This is a genomic window from Fodinicurvata sp. EGI_FJ10296, assembly GCF_040712075.1.
Classification (GTDB): domain Bacteria; phylum Pseudomonadota; class Alphaproteobacteria; order DSM-16000; family Inquilinaceae; genus JBFCVL01.
Genome location: NZ_JBFCVL010000007.1, coordinates 301,993 through 322,242 on the forward strand (window position 1 = coordinate 301,993; position 20,250 = coordinate 322,242).

General features: G+C 55.0%; 16 protein-coding genes. All 16 read left to right on the forward strand.

Annotation, left to right across the window (positions count from 1 at the left end):
* Window positions 1-514 precede the first annotated feature (514 nt).
* The 16 genes from ABZ728_RS17215 (at window position 515) to ABZ728_RS17290 (ending at window position 20,063) form a co-directional block, all read left to right on the forward strand.
* Window positions 515-2,380: an ABC transporter ATP-binding protein gene (locus ABZ728_RS17215; protein ID WP_366657473.1), complete on the forward strand. Its 1,866-nt coding sequence runs from the start codon at window positions 515-517 to the stop codon at window positions 2,378-2,380.
* Window positions 2,374-3,528 carry a glycosyltransferase family 61 protein gene (locus tag ABZ728_RS17220; RefSeq protein ID WP_366657474.1) on the forward strand — a complete coding sequence of 385 codons (1,155 nt, stop codon included), beginning with the start codon at window positions 2,374-2,376 and terminating at the stop codon, window positions 3,526-3,528. Before ABZ728_RS17215 ends, ABZ728_RS17220 begins: the two co-directional genes overlap by 7 nt.
* 54 nt (window positions 3,529-3,582) lie before the next feature.
* On the forward strand, window positions 3,583-4,497 hold the full coding sequence (locus tag ABZ728_RS17225; protein WP_366657475.1) for a glycosyltransferase: 915 nt from the start codon (window positions 3,583-3,585) through the stop codon (window positions 4,495-4,497).
* Window positions 4,498-4,521: 24 nt separating this feature from the next.
* Window positions 4,522-5,772, forward strand: a complete 1,251-nt coding sequence (locus ABZ728_RS17230; RefSeq protein ID WP_366657476.1) for a glycosyltransferase — start codon at window positions 4,522-4,524, stop codon at window positions 5,770-5,772.
* Between the two features lie 40 nt (window positions 5,773-5,812).
* Complete coding sequence (locus ABZ728_RS17235; RefSeq protein ID WP_366657477.1) at window positions 5,813-6,370, forward strand: hypothetical protein; 558 nt, start codon at window positions 5,813-5,815, stop codon at window positions 6,368-6,370.
* Window positions 6,371-6,373: 3 nt separating this feature from the next.
* Window positions 6,374-7,606, forward strand: a complete 1,233-nt coding sequence (locus tag ABZ728_RS17240; RefSeq protein ID WP_366657478.1) for a glycosyltransferase — start codon at window positions 6,374-6,376, stop codon at window positions 7,604-7,606.
* Window positions 7,603-8,700 (forward strand): glycosyltransferase family 4 protein, encoded by a 1,098-nt coding sequence (locus ABZ728_RS17245; RefSeq protein ID WP_366657479.1) that lies wholly within the window; start codon window positions 7,603-7,605, stop codon window positions 8,698-8,700. Before ABZ728_RS17240 ends, ABZ728_RS17245 begins: the two co-directional genes overlap by 4 nt.
* A 26-nt stretch (window positions 8,701-8,726) precedes the next feature.
* Entirely contained in the window at window positions 8,727-9,773 is a 1,047-nt protein-coding gene (locus ABZ728_RS17250; RefSeq protein WP_366657480.1) for an EpsG family protein, read from the forward strand.
* A 32-nt stretch (window positions 9,774-9,805) separates the two neighbouring features.
* Window positions 9,806-10,420 carry a dTDP-4-dehydrorhamnose 3,5-epimerase gene (gene rfbC, locus ABZ728_RS17255; protein ID WP_366657491.1) on the forward strand — a complete coding sequence of 205 codons (615 nt, stop codon included), beginning with the start codon at window positions 9,806-9,808 and terminating at the stop codon, window positions 10,418-10,420.
* A complete protein-coding gene (gene rfbB / locus ABZ728_RS17260) occupies window positions 10,417-11,466 on the forward strand; it encodes a dTDP-glucose 4,6-dehydratase (protein WP_366657481.1) in 1,050 nt (349 codons plus the stop codon). The genes rfbC and rfbB overlap by 4 nt, the downstream gene beginning before the upstream one ends.
* Before the next feature lie 9 nt (window positions 11,467-11,475).
* A complete protein-coding gene (gene rfbD, locus ABZ728_RS17265) occupies window positions 11,476-12,345 on the forward strand; it encodes a dTDP-4-dehydrorhamnose reductase (protein ID WP_366657492.1) in 870 nt (289 codons plus the stop codon).
* Window positions 12,342-13,208 carry a glucose-1-phosphate thymidylyltransferase RfbA gene (gene rfbA, locus ABZ728_RS17270; protein ID WP_366657482.1) on the forward strand — a complete coding sequence of 289 codons (867 nt, stop codon included), beginning with the start codon at window positions 12,342-12,344 and terminating at the stop codon, window positions 13,206-13,208. Before rfbD ends, rfbA begins: the two co-directional genes overlap by 4 nt.
* Window positions 13,209-13,235: 27 nt before the next feature.
* Window positions 13,236-14,366, forward strand: a complete 1,131-nt coding sequence (locus ABZ728_RS17275; protein WP_366657483.1) for a glycosyltransferase family 4 protein — start codon at window positions 13,236-13,238, stop codon at window positions 14,364-14,366.
* 99 nt (window positions 14,367-14,465) lie between these two features.
* Window positions 14,466-15,743 (forward strand): Vi polysaccharide biosynthesis UDP-N-acetylglucosamine C-6 dehydrogenase TviB, encoded by a 1,278-nt coding sequence (gene tviB / locus ABZ728_RS17280; protein ID WP_366657484.1) that lies wholly within the window; start codon window positions 14,466-14,468, stop codon window positions 15,741-15,743.
* A 53-nt stretch (window positions 15,744-15,796) separates the two neighbouring features.
* The gene (gene glmS / locus ABZ728_RS17285; protein WP_366657485.1) at window positions 15,797-17,620 is read left to right on the forward strand and encodes a glutamine--fructose-6-phosphate transaminase (isomerizing); all 1,824 of its coding nucleotides are present in this window, start codon (window positions 15,797-15,799) and stop codon (window positions 17,618-17,620) included.
* A gap of 85 nt (window positions 17,621-17,705) precedes the next feature.
* Window positions 17,706-20,063, forward strand: a complete 2,358-nt coding sequence (locus tag ABZ728_RS17290; protein ID WP_366657486.1) for a polysaccharide biosynthesis tyrosine autokinase — start codon at window positions 17,706-17,708, stop codon at window positions 20,061-20,063.
* The last annotated feature ends 187 nt before the right edge of the window (window positions 20,064-20,250 follow it).

The window sequence follows — 20,250 nt, forward strand, 5'->3', positions numbered from 1 at the left end:
ATGCCGTCGGCAATAGCTGAGGCACGCCGGGACGCTGTGCTTGAAGAGCCAGACATAGCCGCGTGACACCAAAAAACTGCCACCGGCAATCCCGATGCGCTTCACATTCGAGTGGGTTCTGCGTATTGGTAGCCCAAAGGGGGTGTCTCAATTGCGTCAGTGGTCGTACTAAAATTCCTTCGCAAAACCTCCAGCAGTGTAATACCGTTTCATAGCACAAAGCGTTCTTCATAATAAATATCCCAATATATTACGAGCGCGATTAGCAACTGATCAATTTTCCACGTATCGGTATCATATAGTGAAGCTAGCATATGAACTAGTATAGTTATAAAATTATACGGCGACGTGCCATAAAGCATGGCGCAAATAACTAACATTAGTATTGTTCACTAAACCATTCTGGGAATTCACCCGGAGTGCGGTAGCTTTGATAAATACTCTTATCACGGTATTCCATGGTAATTACCCTAATAATTTTTAGTTGTTATGACCAGCAGATCAGGATACCCCCGTGCTCGCGCTTCCTCGAAAACTGCTCGATCTAATGACACGGCGCGATCGTTTGTGGTTGGGTGCGCTCGCCTTTGCCCTTGTCGTCGCTGCATGTCTCCAATTGGTCAGCGTCGCTTCGATTGCACCATTTCTCTCTGTGGCCGCCAATCCGAACGTGATTGTGAGCAACGCTGCGCTATCATACGTCTATGAGAGTTTCGGCTTCGGCAGTGCGAACCAGTTCCTGGCGGCTCTTGGCGGAGCGGCGATTGTGGCATTGGTGCTGGCGAATCTGTTTATGGGCGTCGTTAAGTGGTTGCAGCTATGGCTGATAAATTCACTATCTCACCGGATTTCGGTGGATTTGCTTAGCGCCTTTCTCAGGCAGCCATACGCCTTTTTTCTGACGCGCAACAGCGGAGAACTGGGTGCCAGCCTCCTGATGGAGGTGCAGCAGGTGAAGGCTCAGGTGCTTGCGCCTCTACTTCAGCTCCTGGTCAGCGGTACCGTTGTAATCGCTCTGTTCATAATGCTTTTGGTCATAGAACCGATTATCGCTACTGCGGCTGCGGTTAGTCTTGGCGGCGCCTATGGCGTGGCCTATCTGGCGGCTCGGCGACGGCTGCTGCGATATGGCCAGCAGCGGCAAAAAGCGAACAGCCAGCGATTCAAGCTGGCCGGTGAAGCTTTCGGCGGCATTAAAGATATCAAGCTCTATGGACGGGAGGCGACTTTTATTCGGAGTTTCGCCCGACCATCCTGGTTGATGCACAGCCGGGAAATGCGCGCCGGCGTAATTCGTGAACTACCGCGATACGCGATGGAGGTGGTGACTTTCGGCGGTATTCTGGCGTTGGCCACGGTATTGTTGCTGACTCGCGGCGGACTGGAAACAATACTCCCTACCTTGGGAATCCTCGCTTTCGCAGGCATGCGTATGATGCCGAAGCTGCAGGAGAGCTTTGCCGCCATGGCACATCTTCGTGGGGGTATGGCGGCGCTTGAAAGAGTACACACGGACATGGCCGCCAGTAGACACCTGCTGACCGAACCATGCAAAAGCCCAGCTACAAGCAACGGTCAACTGAAAACTCTCCCGCTGAACGAACAACTCGAATTGTATAGCGTGACGTTTTCTTATCCGGGACAGACGCCCCCGACCTTGGATGCCTTGTCACTGAAAATAGCCGCTCGCTCCACGGTTGGGGTGGTCGGTCCAACCGGATGCGGCAAGACGACCCTGATAGACGTGATACTGGGCCTGCTGGTCCCCGACAGTGGTTCTTTGGTTGTCGATGGCGTGGAAATCACGGACTTCAACCGGCGGAGCTGGATGAACAGCATCGGGTATGTGCCACAACATATCTATCTGACGGACGACTCTGTGGCTCGGAATATCGCCTTTGGCGTTCCGGACGACGAAATCGACATCGCTGCTGTTCGCGCCGCCGCCCGCACTGCCTGCATTGACGAATTCATTACCGAGTCTTTGCCGGCCGGGTATCAAACCCTGGTCGGCGACCGTGGCATCCGTTTGTCGGGCGGGCAGCGCCAGCGTATCGGGATTGCGCGCGCACTCTACCACAATCCGGAGGTACTGATCCTGGACGAGGCAACCAGCGCTCTCGACACCGAAACAGAGACAGCCGTGATGGCTGGCGTCGATGCGCTGTCCGGGCAAAAGACGATTCTATTGATCGCACACAGGCTCTCTACCCTTCGTAAATGCGATTCAATCGTGACGCTTTCACACGGCAAAGCACACTTGTCACCGCAATTGCCGTCGAAACAAGCGACGAACCCGGACCTGAAATTATCAGAGGCCGGGGCAGCCATCCTCGTTCGCTTCGGGCTGATCGGCCCCGTAAGGAAGTCGCTATGCTGAACATCGATGGAGTCGTCCGGCCATTACTGCGACCGGTAAAAAAACGGGCTCTTCAAGCCTATGAACGCTTCGAAAGGAATATGTTTGGGCATCCGGACTCCCATTGGATGGAGGCGCCGCCCAATCTTTCTTCATCTATGATCGGCAAAGACACCGGTGACATCAGATTCAACCAGTTTCCGAATGTGCAGCATTACATAAGGCGCCCAGGAATTTTGCGGATGGAAGCCGTAAGCCTCGCAGGGCTCGTTACCAATACCCACAACGATCCAAAGGACGACAAAAAATATACGTTCGGCCTTGTTGACAAGTGGGGGTTCCCTTTGTCCTATATCTATGGTGGCCGCGGGTGGAAAGAGTGGAGAGCAAAAGTCCAGATCGGGCCGATACTTAAAACGTACGGGCGGAGGCCAACGGTGGCACTCCTGGGGCGATCATTCGCTACAAACTATTTCCATTGGCTCACAGACGTCGTCGGCGATTATTGGTTTCTGAAAAAAGCGGGTTTCAATATCGACGATGTAGACTTGTACGTATGCCCCGGAGGGGACGAGAAATGGCAACAGGAGATATTCTCGATCATTGGAATTCCAGATCAGAAACGTATATCTATAAAAAATATCGGTACGATACATGGCATTGATGCTATTATCCCGTACAGAAGCAAAGCAAGTTCAGAAGTCATACCAACATGGATATCGACCGCTCTACGTGAACAGATTGGGCACAACGCTTCCCAAAATTCAAGCCGGCGTCTGCTTTATTTATCCCGCAAGGACGCGCGCCGTCGTAAGGTTGTGAATGAAAGCTGCATCATTGAATCCCTGAAAGCCAAAGGGTTCATTGAAGTTCAATGCGAAGGGATGACCATTAAGGAACAGCAACAACTATTCGGATGCGCAAATACTATCATAGCTGCTCATGGCGCTGCGTTGACAAATATAATATGGTGTAACAAAAATACCAATATCATCGATATATTGCCGGAAAGAAAAAAGACACCATGCTTCAACATATTATCTATTCAATGCAATTTAAATTATAACCCTATTTGGACAAAATCAATAAAAACCTATAAACAGCAGGAGCACTGGGACGATATTGAGATAACCCCAGCCGCCGTTGATCAAATAATGAAATTTGTATAGTACGTTTATATTCGATTTTAATATCTACCAATATTGTAATTGGAATTTACGGTCATGAAACTGAATTCATCAAATGCCAATGAAGAAATAAATGCTATTTCTGACGAAAAAATTTTCATTTGGCCTTCAGTTGATGTAATAATCCCGACTTTTAATGACACAAAACGTCTTATGGTATGCTTAGACGCCTTGTTGCATCAGACATACAACCGCGATTTGATAAAAATAATAGTCGTAAATAATAACGAAAAAGATAGTTTCATATCGAACGGAAACGATTTCGTCGTAATTAAAGAAAATAAACCGGGTAGTTATGCGGCACGAAATAAGGGTATTTCATATACCTGTGGAGAGATCGTCGCGTTTACAGACTCAGACTGTATACCAGACAATAAGTGGTTGGAGAAAGGGATAGCAGAACTTATTCGAACGGACAAAGATAGAATAGCAGGAAGAATAGTATTGTTTCCGAAGTACGAAACGCCGAACTGGATTGAGTGCTACGAAAAAGCATTCGGTTTCAACCAGGCTCGCTCCGTTTCGCGAGGTGGGGGCGTCACTGCGAATCTTTTTGTCCGGCGGTCGGTTTTCGGAAAAGTCGGTGTCTTCGATGACAGCTATTTTTCCGGCGGGGATTCAGAATGGAACAAGCGAGCGACAGCGGCCGGATATAGCATCGGATATGCCGCTGACGCTGTCGTCATGCATCCATGCCGGCGCAGCGTGCATGAGTTAAATAAAAAAACGCGCCGGGTCGCAGGTGCAAAACTTAGTCGTAGGCAGGTCAGGACATATATTAATTGGCGAACATTTGTTCCTCCTGTAATTCTACTGAAACGAATTAATCATATAGAAGATTTGTCCAAATACGATAAATTTAGAGCAATGATGGTATGCTACTATCTTAAGATTTATCGTGCATATTTCGAGATTTTGTTAAAAACGAATATTACCAATCTCGAACGCTAACGAGACGGAATAGATCCCACTACCATGAAAATTGCTATCATCCTTCCAGACCTTCGTGGTGGCGGTGTTGAGCGCGTGCGTTTGGTTCTGGCTCGCGAGTTTGCCCGTCAGGGGCATGAGGTTGAATTTGCATTAATGTGCGCGAGAGGAGAGCTGCTGGAAGAGGCGATGGCTGAATTTCCGATTGTGGAATTGGGAGCCGGCCGACTTCGAGCTGTCCCCCTTGCTCTTGCTCGTTACCTGCGTAGAAGCCAAACTGACGCTCTGCTCGTCGCAATGTGGCCTTTGACTGCGCTAGCGGTCTTGGGCCGACGTTTAGCACGCAGAAATGTTAACATTATCATATCCGACCATGGGATGCTTTCTCGTCAATATGGCGGACACGGCCGATTTCATGGCGCCATGCTACGGTTTAGCATCGCGATGACGTATCCGCGAGCTGAGGCGCGCGTCGGCGTTTCGAGAGGTGTTGTACTCGATCTGGCGCACCTGTCCGGCATGGATCCCAACCGGTTCACCGTAATCAATAATCCCGTTCCTTTCCCGTCTGGAGCAAGTTCGGCTGCGGTTGCAGACGCCGAACGCCGTTGGGGAAGAGCCGAGGGAAAACGTATTTTGACGGTCGGCCGTTTTAAATCTGTAAAAAACCACTCGCTTCTCTTGAAAGCCTTTTCATCGCTTGTTCGAAGGTGTGAAGCGAGCCTCATGTTCGTCGGCAATGGCGAATTGGAACCTGAGTTGCGGGCGCAGGCGGCATCTCTCGGTGTAGACAGAAGGGTAATATTTGCCGGCTTTCAGCCTAATCCAATTCCTTTCTACCATACTGCCGACCTGTTCGTGCTGTCGTCCGACTACGAGGGGTTCGGCAACGTGATCATCGAAGCACTGGCTTGCGGTACACCTGTCGTTTCCACCGACTGCCCGACCGGCCCCCGTGAAATTCTTGAAGATGGTATTTATGGCCGCCTTGTACCGGTGGGCGATGAAGGAGCACTGGCACGGGCTCTGGAAGATGCTTTGTCGGTCGATTGGGATACCGCTCTGCTGAAAAAGCGTGCTGCCGATTTCACACCAGAACACGCCGCAATCAAATATCTTGACCTACTATCAGGCGTCGCAGTCAATGAATACGATCGCGGAATCAAGGCCGATAGATTCATCCGGCCCGACAACCAATTCGGTAAATCCGGTATTTGTAGAGCTGACTGGTCCCGCCGGGAGCGGGAAATCAACAATCGCCGAGGAAATCCGACGGCTATGCGCCGATCAGTTTGACCACATCGGGCAGCCGAACATCGACACTCGGCATCGTCTGATGGCCCATGTAGGGGCGATGGTCAAGATCTGGCGTTTGGATCCTTTACGCAAGGTCAGCCGATACGGCCGCAAGCGGCTTATCCAGGGCATTGCAACCGTTGAAGCGGCAACGCAGTGGATGGAAGACCAGGGACCAGGGGTCTATCTCCTGGATGAGGGGCCGTTGAGAGTGCTGATGGACTATGCTTGCCACTCGGAACCTCAACTGAACGTCTGGCATAGGTATTCTGTTGAAGCACTAAAGAAACTCGAAGCCTGTCAAATTCTGGTGGTCCGGGTCCTGGCAGATGACGAGAGCCGATTCCAACGCCGAAAACGCCGGATGAGCCGGCTTGAGCAAGGCGATCCGACCTTTGATCTACAGGCGGACAGGGTAGAGGTGCGGAAAGTTGAGCTGATGTTCAATCGAGAGTGGATCGTGGAAAAGATAAATAACGATCTAAATTCCACCTTTTCGATGATTACAGTGAATAATTATGTCGATGTAACCCAGGCAGCCAGTGAAATACTCGGGAGAATAGCAGCGTTCGCATACCAGAGTAATGGTCGGGGATAGGTCGTGACCAGAGCCGGAGTTCTCTATCTCACCCGCAATGGATTGCTGGAGCCGCTCGGGCAATCTCAGGTCCTTGCCTATCTGCGCGGGCTATCGCGGACTTATGACATCACCGTTGTCTCGTTCGAAAAACCCGCTGATATCAACAACAAGGCACTTGTGCAGAGGATCCGGAACGATTGCACCATGCACGGTATCCGATGGCTGCCCCAGCTTTTCCGAACCGGGCCGAAGGTTGTAGCCCCTTTGCAAGACATGGCGACGTTTCTCCGGCTGGCCCGTCGTGAGGTCCGCGAAGCCAACATCCGATTGATCCATGCACGCAGTTACATTCCAGCAGTCATTGCAATGCTGACCGGTCGGGTTGCCGGCGTGCCGTTTATCTTCGACATGCGGGCGCTGTGGCCGGAAGAATTGATAACCGCCGGTCGCTTGCGCCGCGGATCCTTATTGCACCGAGCGATAGTGATGGCGGAACGGGCCTGTCTTCGGCGCGCGGGGGCGGTGGTTTCACTGACCCATGCAGCCGTGAACTATCTGGAGCGACAATATCCGGAAGCACTACGTGAGCAGCAAGTAATCGTCATCCCAACATGCGCGGATCTGGATCGCTTTGCCCCGAACGGCAACCAAGGTGGCCCAATGCCAACGAATGCACCTGTATTCGGCTGCATCGGCACCGTGCTCAGCGGTTGGTTCCGGGTGGACTGGCTGGCAGCCTTTTTCAAGACGGTTGCCCGGCGGAATTCCGAAGCACGTTTCGAGATCATCACCAGGGATAGTGCCGAAGCCGTTCGAACGGCGCTCGCGAACCATGGATTTGTCAGCGACCGGCTAACTGTGCAGGCGCTCGATCCGTTGGAAATGCCGGCCGCCGTCCGCCGGCACACAGCGTCCGCCATGTTTTATAGGGGCGGAGAAATATCCGAATTGGGCCGCTCACCGACCCGCCTTGCAGAAGTCCTCGGTTGTGGCGTGCCGGCACTTGTTAATCCCGGGGTCGGGGATACGGAGAAGATCGTTTTGGAAGGCCGGGTCGGCATCTCGGTTGAGCAGGGGGATGAGGAGGCAATGGAGACAGCATTTGATGCGCTGGCACGCCTTCAGGCGGACAACGAAGTGTCCGCTCGATGCCGTAGAGTGGCCGAAATCACGTTTTCCTTGGAGGTGGGCACAAGGGCATATGCCGACATTTACGCTCGGCTGCTGCATCCCACCGCTAGCGATGCGGTTTGACGAACTTGCCGCGGATTTTGATTCTTTCGCGTTATGGACGCCAGGGCGCCAGCAGTCGGTTGCGTACGATGCAATATGAGCCCTATTTGGCTGCGGCCGGCCTTGAAGCGACATACGCGCCGTTCTTCAATGACGAATACCTTGCGAATCTCTACTCGAAACGGGGTCAGCGGCTGGCTTTTACCCGCTACTTTCAGAACCGACGAAATCAACTCGCCGCCGCTCCGCGCCCCGATATCATTTGGCTGGAAAAGGAGGCGTTCCCTTGGGTTCCCTGGGTTCTGGAGCACAGGTTGCTGCCCCGTGGCGTTCCGATCATAGCGGACTATGACGATGCCGTGTTCCATCGGTACGATGGACACCGAAATCCAATCGTGCGCCGCATCCTTGGAAGCAAGATTGACGATGTCATGCGCTCGTCGGCGTTGGTGACGGCAGGAAATGAATATTTGGCCGACCGGGCGCACGCGGCAGGTGCCAAACGGGTAGAGCTGGTTCCCACCGTCGTCGATATGAAGGCATATGCGTCGGTCAGTGAGGGTATGCCGGGGACGGTAGCGGGCGGAACAAGCCGCCCCGTGATCGGCTGGATTGGCTCGCCGACTACCTGGACCGACTACATGGTGCCATTGATGCCGCTACTGGAGGGCATCGCCCAGGCGGCCGACGCGGATGTCCATGCCGTTGGCGCTGATTTGGGCACCTCTGTACCTTCCCGTTTCCAGCTGTTTCCGTGGTTCGAGGAAACGGAAGTCGACATGATCCGTCAAATGACGGTCGGAATCATGCCGCTGAGCGACACGCCCTGGTCGCGCGGCAAGTGTGGATACAAGCTGATCCAGTACATGGCGTGCGGGATTCCGGTCGTAGCTGCACCCGTAGGTGTCAACAGTGACATCGTAAGACACGGCGAAAACGGTTTTCTGGCGAGCACGGAGGACGACTGGCGAACCGCCCTTCGCACCCTGCTTTCGGACCCGGTGCTTTGTCGACACATGGGTCAGGCAGGGCGGCACTTGGTAGAGCGAAAATATACACTTCAAATTCAAGGGCCACGCGTTGCAGAATTACTTGGAAGTATGTACCGTAATTGAATATCTTGGTAAGTGGGGCTCGTAAAATGCTCCCGTACTGGCTGATTTTTCTTGTTCCTGCCACGATGAGTCTGGCGCGGGTGCGCGTGCAGGGGCAAATATGGGCGCTCTTCGGCGCCATACTGATCCTGATGATCGGGCTTCGCTACAGGGTCGGTGGCGACTGGGGGGCATATCGGCGGCAAGTGTTCGAGCACGGCCACTATGCCCTGTCCGATATCATTCTTGGAGGACGGGAACCGGGATACCGGCTTCTGAACTGGCTGGCGTTTCAGATCGGCGCCGACGTTTGGTTGGTCAATGTCGTATGTGCAGCGATTTTCACGATTGGTTTGATCACTTTCGTTCGGTCGCTACGAGAGCCTCTTCTGGGGTTAACGGTATCGGTCCCATATCTTGTGATCATTGTATCGATGGGATACACCAGGCAGGCAGCAGCGATTGGCCTAATTCTACTCGGCCTTAAATATTATAACAAAGAACGCCTAATATACTTTCTGATTTTTGTTTTCATAGCCGCAACATTTCATAGAACCGCCTTGATGTTTGCCGCCGTTGCTGTTCTTGCCGTGATGCGCCGTAGTGTTTGGTCGTTCCTTTGGATCGGGGTTAGCGCCTATGGAATGTATTTGTTGTTTCTAGCAGAACAACAGGACAAACTCTGGTCTGCGTACGTAGAGTCTGATTATGCCAATAAATCTGAGGGCGGTGTCATACGTGTTGCCATGAGCGCGATGGCGGCGGCATTTTTTCTAATTCTGGGGCACCGTTTTAAGCTGACTCCGCATATTTACGCGCTCTGGTTTTGGGTTTCCGTACTTTCCTTGGTGTTCTTACCCTTGGCTTATCAGGCGCCCACAGCGGTGGATCGTATGGCACTTTATCTGCTGCCAATTCAGCTTATGGTGGCGAGCTATCTTCCCGGTGTATTTATAGCAAGACAGGCAGGATTGGTTCGTTTTTCAATTGTCGCTCTATACACACTTGTCGTTTTTGTATGGCTATTTTTTGCAGGCAACCGATCTTCATGGCTTCCCTACCAGTTCTGGCCCGTTTCCTTTTTCCTAGGATAGCATCAGTTACTGGTCGTTCAAGTGACGGTTTTATGAACATTCATCGCCTTGGAATAACGGGAATCGTTCTGCTTACGCCGAAACGGTTCGAAGACGAACGGGGCCACTTTAGTGAAACCTGGAACGCCCGGCGCATGCGCGACGCCGGGATGAGATTTGACTTCGTGCAAGATAATCACTCGCTGTCACGAGATGCGGGCGTTTTGCGCGGCCTTCACTATCAGGCTCCCCCGGTTGCGCAAACGAAACTCATACGATGCACGGCAGGTGCCATTTTCGATGTCGCTGTCGACATCCGGCGCGGCTCTCCTGGTTTTGGTCAATGGATCACAGCCGTTCTTACGCCGGAGAATGGGAGCCAACTGCTCATCCCCCGGGGATTCCTGCACGGGTTCCTGGCCCTGCGCCCCAACACCGAGGTCCAGTACAAGGTAGATGCCTATTACGACGCCGCCTGCGATGGCGCCATCGCGTGGGACGATCCCGACATCGGGATCGAGTGGCCCTTGGCAGAGGCCGGTGTATCGGCGCCGTATCTGTCCAAAAAGGACGCCGCTGCGCCGCGCTTGGCTGAAATCGAGCCCCCCTTCTTCTGGAATGAAGCCCATCGGACCGAGAGCGAACTGCATCGGGAGCAATCGCCATGAAACTGCTTGTTACTGGTGGTGCCGGGTTCATCGGGTCTGCCGTCATCAGACTTGTCATCCGGGAGCACCGGCTTCAGGTCGTCAATGTCGACAAGCGCACCTATGCGTCGACGCCAGAAGCGCTGGAGGAATGCGCTGGAAGCGACCGCTATTGCGAAGTGAAAGCGGACATCGCCGACAGTGCGGCCATGATGGCGACATTCGACAGGCACCAGCCTGACGCCGTGATGCATCTGGCGGCGGAAAGCCATGTCGATCGGTCGATAGACGGTCCCGACGCCTTCATTCAGACCAATCTCGTCGGGACATTCACGATTCTCGAAACCGCGCGGAAATACTGGGAGAAATTGCCCGGATCGCGGAAAGCGGCGTTTCGCCTTCACCACGTTTCCACCGATGAGGTGTACGGGTCGTTGAAAGCCGATGATCCCCCGTTCACCGAAGAAACCAGTTTCGCGCCGAACTCACCCTACTCCGCATCGAAAGCCGGTTCCAATCATCTGGTACGAGCATGGGGAGAAACCTATGGCTTGCCGGTGGTGACATCGAACTGTTCCAACAATTACGGGCCATGGCAGTTTCCGGAAAAGATGATCCCGGTTATGGCACTCGCGGCTCGGGACCAGTTGACTCTGCCCGTCTACGGGCGGGGCCTGAACCGGCGGGATTGGCTTCATGTCGAGGATCATGCGCGAGCGCTTTGGCTGGTGCTGACGCAAGGAAAACCTGGAGAAACCTATAATATCGGCGGCGGCGCCGAGCGGCGCAACATCGACGTGGTCCGGATGATCTGCGCGTGGATGGACGAACGGTTCCCCACGGCCCGCCCCCATGACCGACTGATTGATTTTGTCGCTGATCGCCCGGGTCACGATCTTCGCTACGCGATCAGTACCGGCAAAATTCGGGAGACTCTGGATTGGACCCCGTCGGAGACATTCGAGTCCGGTCTGGATCGGACGCTCTCCTGGTACATGGCCAATGAGCGGTGGTGGCGGGTCATCCGCGAAAGCTTCTACAACGGTCGTCGGCTGGGGGCAGCATAATTGCGAATCGTGGTCGTCGGACGGGGCGGGCAGCTTTCGCGCGCCCTCAGCGCTTCCGATCCGAACCTCGTTATACTCGGGCGGGATCAGATTGATCTGGAGGATGCCGCCGGCGCTGAGGCGGCGATTATCGATACGGCACCCGACATTGTTGTCAATGCCGCCGCCTACACGGCCGTCGACAAGGCAGAAAGCGATCGGGCGCGGGCATATCGTGTCAACGCCGAAGGAGCAGCAGCTCTGGCAAGAGGTGCTGCGGCAGTCGGTGCAGCCTTCCTGCATGTGTCAACAGACTACGTTTTCGATGGGACAAAATCCGGTGAGTGGACCGAAACCGATCCGACTTGTCCGATCAATGTCTACGGTGCCTCAAAGCTTGCCGGAGAACATGGCGCGCTCGCAGTGAATGCGCGGACGATGATCCTCCGGACAAGCTGGGTTTATTCGCCCTATGGCGGCAATTTCGTGAAGGCGATGCTCCGGCTTTCGGATCGGGAACGGCTGTCGGTCGTGGCCGACCAGCACGGCAAACCCACATCCGCCCTCGATCTCGCCGCCGCAATACTGTCCGTAGCGCCGCGATTGGCCCGGGCGGGTGATGAAAGCGTGGTGTGGGGCATTTGGCACTATGCCGGGCGCGGCACGACGAACTGGGCCGCCTTCGCAGATGCGGTTTTCACGCGGGCGATGGGCCGGTTGATAGACCGGCGGCCAGTCATTTCCGCTATCGCAACGACCGATTATCCGACCCCGGCCAGACGACCGCACAACTCCGCCCTGGACTGCAGTGCGTTCGAGCGGATGTTTTCCATCGATACGGTACCATGGGAGTCCGGCGTCGACCGGGTGATCGACCTGTTGGAGGAGTGCGCCACATGAAGGGAATAATCCTTGCCGGCGGGTCCGGCACACGACTGCACCCGGTAACATTGGGAGTCTCGAAACAACTATTGCCGGTTTTCGACAAGCCAATGATTTATTATCCATTGTCGGTCCTGATGCTGGCCGGTATCCGCGACATACTGATCATCACCACGCCCCACGACGCCGAACCCTTTTGCCGGGCCCTGGGCGACGGCTCCCAGTGGGGAATTTCATTATCTTACGCCGTTCAACCAAGGCCGGAGGGTTTGGCCCAAGCGTTCATCATCGGGCGTTCGTTCATTGGCGTCGGCAGTGTTGGGCTGGTGCTGGGAGACAATATCTTCTACGGCCATGGGCTCGTTGACCTGCTTTACTCAGCGGCCACTCGAAGCCGTGGAGCAACCGTTTTCGGTTACCACGTTCGCGACCCCGAGCGTTATGGTGTGGTCGTCTTCGATGAGCACGGCATTGCTCTAGATATTGAGGAAAAACCAGCGAAACCAAAGTCCAATTTCGCCGTTACTGGTTTATACTTTTACGACAATACGGTTGTTGATATTGCTAAATCTGTAAAACCGTCCGCCAGAGGTGAGCTTGAAATAACCGATATAAATAAATACTATTTGTCACGCGGTGATTTGTTTGTCGAAATACTTGGCCGTGGTTACGCCTGGTTGGATACCGGAACTCATCAAACCCTGCTTCAAGCCGGTGAATATGTCCAGACCATCGAAGAACGTCAGGGTATGAAAATTGCCTGCCCTGAGGAAATAGCTTGGCGCGCCGGCTGGATAAATGATGACGCGCTGGCGACGCTGGCGGCTCCCTTGCGAAAATCCGGATACGGGAATTACTTGGCCGACCTCATCGGCGCTTAAGTTATCCATGAAAATTGTGAGGTTATCATGAATATCCTCATCACAGTAAACTCCTCCTGGAATCTCGTCAATTTTCGCCGTTCGTTTGTTCAAAGCCTCATTGATGAAGGTCACCGGGTGACTGCCGTTGTACCCGTTGATGATACCACGCCAGCGTTGGAAGCGATGGGATGCAATGTCGTTCCGCTAAAGATGGACAACAAAGGGACCTCTCCAACACGAGATGGCGCCCTCGTTCTGAGACTATTCAGCATTTTCAGGCGTGAACGTCCGGATGTTATTTTGAGCTATACAATAAAAAATAACGCCTACGGCGCCATCGCGGCTCGGGCCCTCGGCATACCATTCATTCCGAATGTAACCGGACTGGGCGTCGCGTTCATAACGGAAAGCTACGTTACCTGGATAGTGCGGGGAATCTACCGGATCGCGTTTGCACAGACGCCGGTAGTGTTCTTCCAGAACCGCGACGATCGGGCACTGTTCGTCTCCCTTGGGCTGGTGGATGTGAAGGCCGCCCGCCTCCTCCCTGGCTCTGGCATCCCGCTTTCTCACTTCAGCGCGGCGTCAATGCCAAACCGCGACGACCAGCCGGTATTTCTGCTGATTGCCCGTATGCTCTGGGACAAAGGGATCGGGGAATTCGTCGATGCGGCCAGACAAGTCCGGCGAATTCATCCGGGCGCCAGATTTCAACTGCTGGGGTTCCTGGGTGCCCAGAACCGCTCAGCGATAGACCCCAAGGTCATTGAGGGCTGGGTTGCGGAAGGAGTCGTTGAGTATCTCGGCGCCGCGGCCGATGTCCGCCCATTCATCGAAGCCGCCGATTGCATCGTCCTACCCAGCTATCGCGAGGGAATGCCGCGGACGATGCTGGAGGCCGCAGCCATGGCCCGACCCGTTATAACGACGGACACGCCCGGTTGCCGTGAAATCGTTGACGACGGGATTACCGGCTTTCTCTGCCACCCCCGCGACGCAAGTGATCTGGCTTCAAAAATTCTCGCGATGATCAGCGCCGGTGCCGACGGGCGCGCGGTTATGGGGGCTCTCGGCAGGCGGAAAATGGAACTGGAATTCGATGAGTCCCTCGTGATCGAGGCGTATCGGGCGGGGCTTTCCGATGTTTGTCCGGCGTCAACTTCCAAAACCGCGTGATTGTATTTCCAAGTCGACGCTTCACTGCCCCTGTTTCCTTTCCCACCACTACGTGAACAGTCATTTATCCCGTCCGATTTTCCCACGGAGGTTTGTCTGATGCGGTCTCTTGAAGACCTTGAAGTGGCAGTAATCGGACTTGGATACGTCGGGCTGCCCTTGGCGGTCGAGTTCGGCAAGATCCGGCCGGTGGTGGGATTTGATATCAATGCGGCCCGAATTGCCGAGTTGACGACCGGGTGCGACAACACCCGTGAGATTTCGGAACGGGAGCTTCGGGAAGCCGGCTATCTCACGCTTGGCTCGGACGCCGAGGCGCTGCGTGATTGCAATTTCTTCATCGTCACCGTGCCGACACCGATCGATGCCCATAAGCGACCCGACCTGCGCCCGCTCATCGCGGCATCGGAAACCGTCGGTCGCGTGCTGAAGCCAGGTGACATCGTCGTCTATGAGTCGACCGTGTATCCCGGCGCGACGGAAGAGGACTGCGTGCCGGTGCTCGAAGCAGTGTCCGGCCTTCGGTACAACGTGGATTTTTTTGCCGGATACTCTCCGGAGCGGGTCAATCCAGGCGACAGGGAGCATCGCCTTACCACCATTTGCAAGGTCACTGCCGGTTCCACGCCGGAGGCTGCCGAACTGATAGACTCTCTATATAAACAAGTCATTAGCGCCGGGACTTATCCGGCCGAAAATATTCGCGTCGCTGAGGCTGCCAAAGTCATCGAGAATACGCAGAGGGACTTGAATATCGCTCTGATCAATGAACTGGCCATCATCTTCAACCGTCTGGGGATCGAAACCGAGGCGGTATTGAGAGCCGCAGGGACCAAATGGAACTTCCTGCCGTTTCGGCCAGGTCTGGTCGGCGGACACTGTATCGGCGTCGATCCCTACTACCTGACGTTAAAGGCCGAGGCGATCGGCCATCATCCGCAAGTCATCCTTGCCGGTCGCCGCATGAACGACGGAATGGGTGCCTACATCGCGTCGAGGATGGTCAAGGCGATGTTGCAGCGCCGAATTCAGGTGGATGGCGCCAAAGTTCTCATCATGGGCCTCGCATTCAAGGAGAACTGCCCCGACCTGCGTAACAGCAAGGTTATTGATGTTGTCCATGAGTTGGAAGCATTCGGCGTTTCAGTTGATGTGTACGATCCCTGGATCGACCCGGACAACGCACGGCATGAATATAATATCACACCGGTTTGTGAGCTCATGCCGGACATCTATGACGGTGTCATAGTCGCGGTCGCCCACCGGGAATTTCGAGAGTTGGGCGCGACCGGAGTGAGGGCGCTCCTGAGATCGGACAGCGTCATCTATGACCTCAAATATGTTTTCGGCGCTGGAGAAGCGGATATCCGCCTCTGATGCAGGATGAGGCCGGCACGTTCACGATCGACGAGTGAAGGATTATTCGGGTCATGTGCGGTATTATTGGCATGCTTGGCAAGGACGATGTTGCAGACCGGCTGGTCGAGGCACTTCAGCGTCTGGAGTATCGCGGCTATGACAGTGCTGGGATCTCGACACTCGTCGATGGTCGGATTGACCGCAGGCGGTCGCAGGGCAAACTTGCCAATCTGCGCGAGCTGTTGGCGCGGAACCCCTTGTCGGGGCGCAGCGGCATCGGGCACACCCGCTGGGCGACCCATGGCCGGCCGTGTGAGATCAATGCTCATCCCCATGCAACGAAGCATGTTTCACTGGTTCACAACGGCATCATCGAAAACTACAAGCCCTTGCGCGATGAACTGACGGCGTTGGGGCACATTTTCGAGACAGAAACCGACACGGAAGTCGTCGTCCATCTGATTACGCGGTTGTTGGATGGTGGCTGCGGCCCTCGGGATGCCGCAGCGAATGCTTTGGGCCGGCTCGACGGCGCCTTTGCCCTGGTGATGCTGTTTCAAGGCGAGGACGACCTGCTGATTGGCGCCCGCCGCGGCAGTCCCCTGGCGGTCGGCTTCGGCGACGGCGAAATGTACCTTGGTTCCGATGCCATCGCTTTGGCACCGTGGACATCGGATCTGATCTATCTTGAGGATGGCGATCGGGTCGAGGTTACACGCGCAGGCGTGGTTGTTTTCGACGGTGACGGCAACGAAGCGGCGCGGTCGATGACACGCTCCGCAATTTCCAGCGCCAGCGTGGGCAAGGAAAACTACCCTCACTTCATGCTCAAGGAAATTCATGAGCAGCCGTCCGTGATCGGCGACGGTCTGCGCGCCTATGTGGATCCCGGAACCCGGCGCATCGCGCTGCCCCCGATACCCGTGGACTGGAAATCGACACCGCGCATAACGATCGTCGCCTGCGGCACAGCCTTCTATGCCGCCATGACGGCGAAATATTGGCTGGAACGGATTGCCGGCATTCCGGTGGAGATCGACATCGCGTCGGAGTTTCGATACCGCCAAGCGCCTATGCCAACCGGCGGTATCGCGATATTCGTTTCTCAGTCAGGCGAGACGGCTGATACGCTGGCAGCGTTGCGGTATGCCCGTAAGTCGGGACAGACTGTAATCTCGATCGTCAATGTGCCCGAAAGCTCAGCTGCCCGGGAAAGCGATGCGTTCCTTCGCACGCTAGCCGGTCCTGAAATCGGCGTTGCCTCGACAAAAGCGTTCACCACACAGCTTTGCGTACTCGCGTGCCTGGCGATTACGGCTGGTCGTGATCGTGGCGTCCTATCGCTACCAGAGGAACGCACGCTGACCGATGCGCTGATCGAAATACCCTCCCGCGTCGCAGAAGTGCTCGCCCGGAGTTCCCAGTTCGAAGTACTTGGTCAATGGATGGCGGCGGCGCGCGATGTCATGTATCTCGGGCGGGGGACCAGCTTCCCTCTGGCTATGGAGGGGGCGCTGAAGCTGAAGGAGATCAGCTATATCCATGCCGAAGGCTATCCAGCCGGCGAAATGAAGCACGGGCCGCTGGCGCTGATTGACGACAACGTGCCGGTGGTGGTGCTTGCCCCCTATGATCAGGTGTTCGAAAAGACCGCCTCCAACGTGCAGGAAGTCGTTGCTCGTGGTGGCCGGATCGTCGCATTCACGGATGGCCCGGGCGCCGCTGAGCTGGGCGATGTTGCCGCAAGAATAGTCCAGATGCCGACCGTTCATCCCTTCGTGGCGCCGATACTCTACGCCCTGCCGATGCAACTTCTGGCCTACTATACGGCGGTCGCCAAGGGCACCGATGTCGATCAACCCCGTAATCTGGCGAAGTCGGTAACGGTGGAATAGCCGGACCTCCCTCTGATCACCCGCACTGATCATCGGCTGGAAAATCACTCCGGGACTACTGCGGATGCAACCAGGGCAGAATGCGATGAGCGACACCGATTCAGCGCGTAATCCAGCGTCGACCGAAGGAGAGATCGATCTAGCTGGTCTGATCACTACGATCTGGGATGGAAAATGGCTGATTGCCGCATTGGCAGTTTGCGGCGCTGCTTTGGGATTCGTCTACGCAGGCATACAAACGCCTACCTACACGGCAGAAGCCGTAGTTTATGTCGAGTCGGATGATTCCTCGATGTGGCGCACGGCAGACGGTGAGACGCGCGCCGGCGGTTCATTAGCGCGGGAGCGGGATATCATCACATCGCGTTCACTCTCCAGCGAGGTGGCGCAACAGGAAAATTTCGATGTGGTTGTAACGCCGGTGCGAATGCCGATCGTTGGCCCTTTTTTTGCCAATCGGCATCTTGGGGATGACCCAAGCCCACCGCCCGTCACTTTGCCGGATTTATCCTGGATGGGAACGGCGGCGGCTGAGTTCCTGGAGGGCATCACCATTGGAGCCAATTACGGCTGGGGCGGCGAGGATCTTCGGATTTCCCGTCTCGACGTCGATGTCGACAGATTTGGAAGCCAATTCACACTGGTCGCCGGCGTTGCCGACGGTTCGTACCTGCTCTACTCGGGAGCGCCGGACAGTCTGGATGAGAACGAGACCCCGATTCTGGAAGGGCGGGTCGATGAAACCGCGTCCAACGTAGACGGTGTGTCGATGTTCGTAACGTCACTGAAAGCACTGCCCGGCACCCGCTTTGCGGTGTCGAAATTATCGCCGCCGACGGCAGGGGGGCGCCTGCGGGGACAACTTTCAGTTCGGACAAGAGAGACCTCCAGCATGCTGGAGGTGCGACTTCAGGGGACGGACAAGCGGGATGTTGAAGCACGGCTTCAGGGTATCGTCGACCGCCATATGCGCCGAAACATGGAGCGTCGGACGGCCGAGGCTGAACAACAGATGGAATTTCTCGAAGAGCAGCTTCCCGAGCAACGCCGCGCCCTGGAAGCATCCGAGCACCGCTACAACGAATTTCGACGTAACGCTGAAAGCATCGACCTGAGGGCCGAAGATCAGCGGTTGGTCACCGAATTGATCGAGATTGAAAGCGAATTGCTAAGCATCGAGATCGAACGCAGTCAGCTCCGACAGCGATTACAGACAAACCACCCTCAAATTCGCCAGCTGGCCGAGAGGGAAAACAGGTTAATCGACAGGCGACAACAACTCGAAAGCCGGCTTACATCCTTACCCGAAAGCCAGCAGCAACTCATCCAGCTCGAACGCGAAGTCGGAATCGACTCAGCTATTTACACGCAGATGATGAACAGTATGCAGGATGTCCGACTGTCCCGGGCCGGACTTGTACCGACCATCAGTGTCGTTGACCCGGTTTATGTCGGCTCGGCTGAAGTGCCGAGCAAGGTTATGACGGTCGGTGGCGGCGGAATGCTCGGCGCAGTGCTCGCCTTCGGCATGATTTTCGGCCGCATGCTATTCCGTCGCAATGTAGAGGATGTTCAGCAACTGGAGCAAGCGACGGGTCTTAGCGTCTTTTCCGTGATCCTGGAGAGTCGCATGCAGAACCGATTGGACCGCAGGCCACTGAGAGGCAAGCAAGGACCGAACCTGTTGGCAGCACAATGCCCGCAGGATTTGATCACTGAAAGTCTGAGAAGCCTGCGGACGAGCCTCCATTTTGCTTTACTTGGCAGCAGACGACACGTGTTAGCTTTTACAAGCCCCACACCCAATGCCGGAAAATCTTTCACGACAAGCAACCTCGCTTGGCTCGTCGCAGAATCCGGCAAGAAAACCCTACTCATTGATTCCGACATGCGGCGTGGGACGATCAACGAAATATTTGATATTGGCCCAAGTCCTGGCTTATCCGATATACTGGTCCGTACAGAATTAAATACAGATCCCGTTCGATCATCTCAATCGCCGAATCTTGACATAATTACATGCGGAACTCATCCACCGAACCCATCAGAACTGCTTATGTCTAAAACTTTCGACTCTCTTCTGGATTGGGCGGAGCAACGATATGATCTGGTAATCATCGACACTCCGCCTATTATGTGTGTAAGTGACGCCGTTATCATTGGCGCCCGATGCGGCGCAGTGCTCATGGTCACCCGCGCTCATGTGACGACAATTCCACTCGTTCAGCATACACTAAAACCACTCCAGACCGCCAACATAAGCGTCGCCGGATTGATAATAAATGGCCTGAAATCAAATAAATCTCCATCCAAACTTAGATACTACGCTCAACAAGATCGCTACAGTAGATATTCACTTCGTTCCCAAACAGCCGACAATACACAATGGGGCACGACGCGCAATTCGATCAAGAATGAGTCGTCAAGAGAGGCAGCTGAGTGAGTTTATTTGAATTATGACTTGGTTAGCACTCAGGCCCTTGAGGCGTGCGGTTCCGACGACATTTCGAATCTCGGTATTGACGTATGCCCCCTGTACCTTTTAGCTGCGGTTTCTGGACATGCACGCCACGGGTCACGCGAAGTGAAGCCTAGCGGAACGTAGCGTGACCCGCGGGCGACGGCCCGAA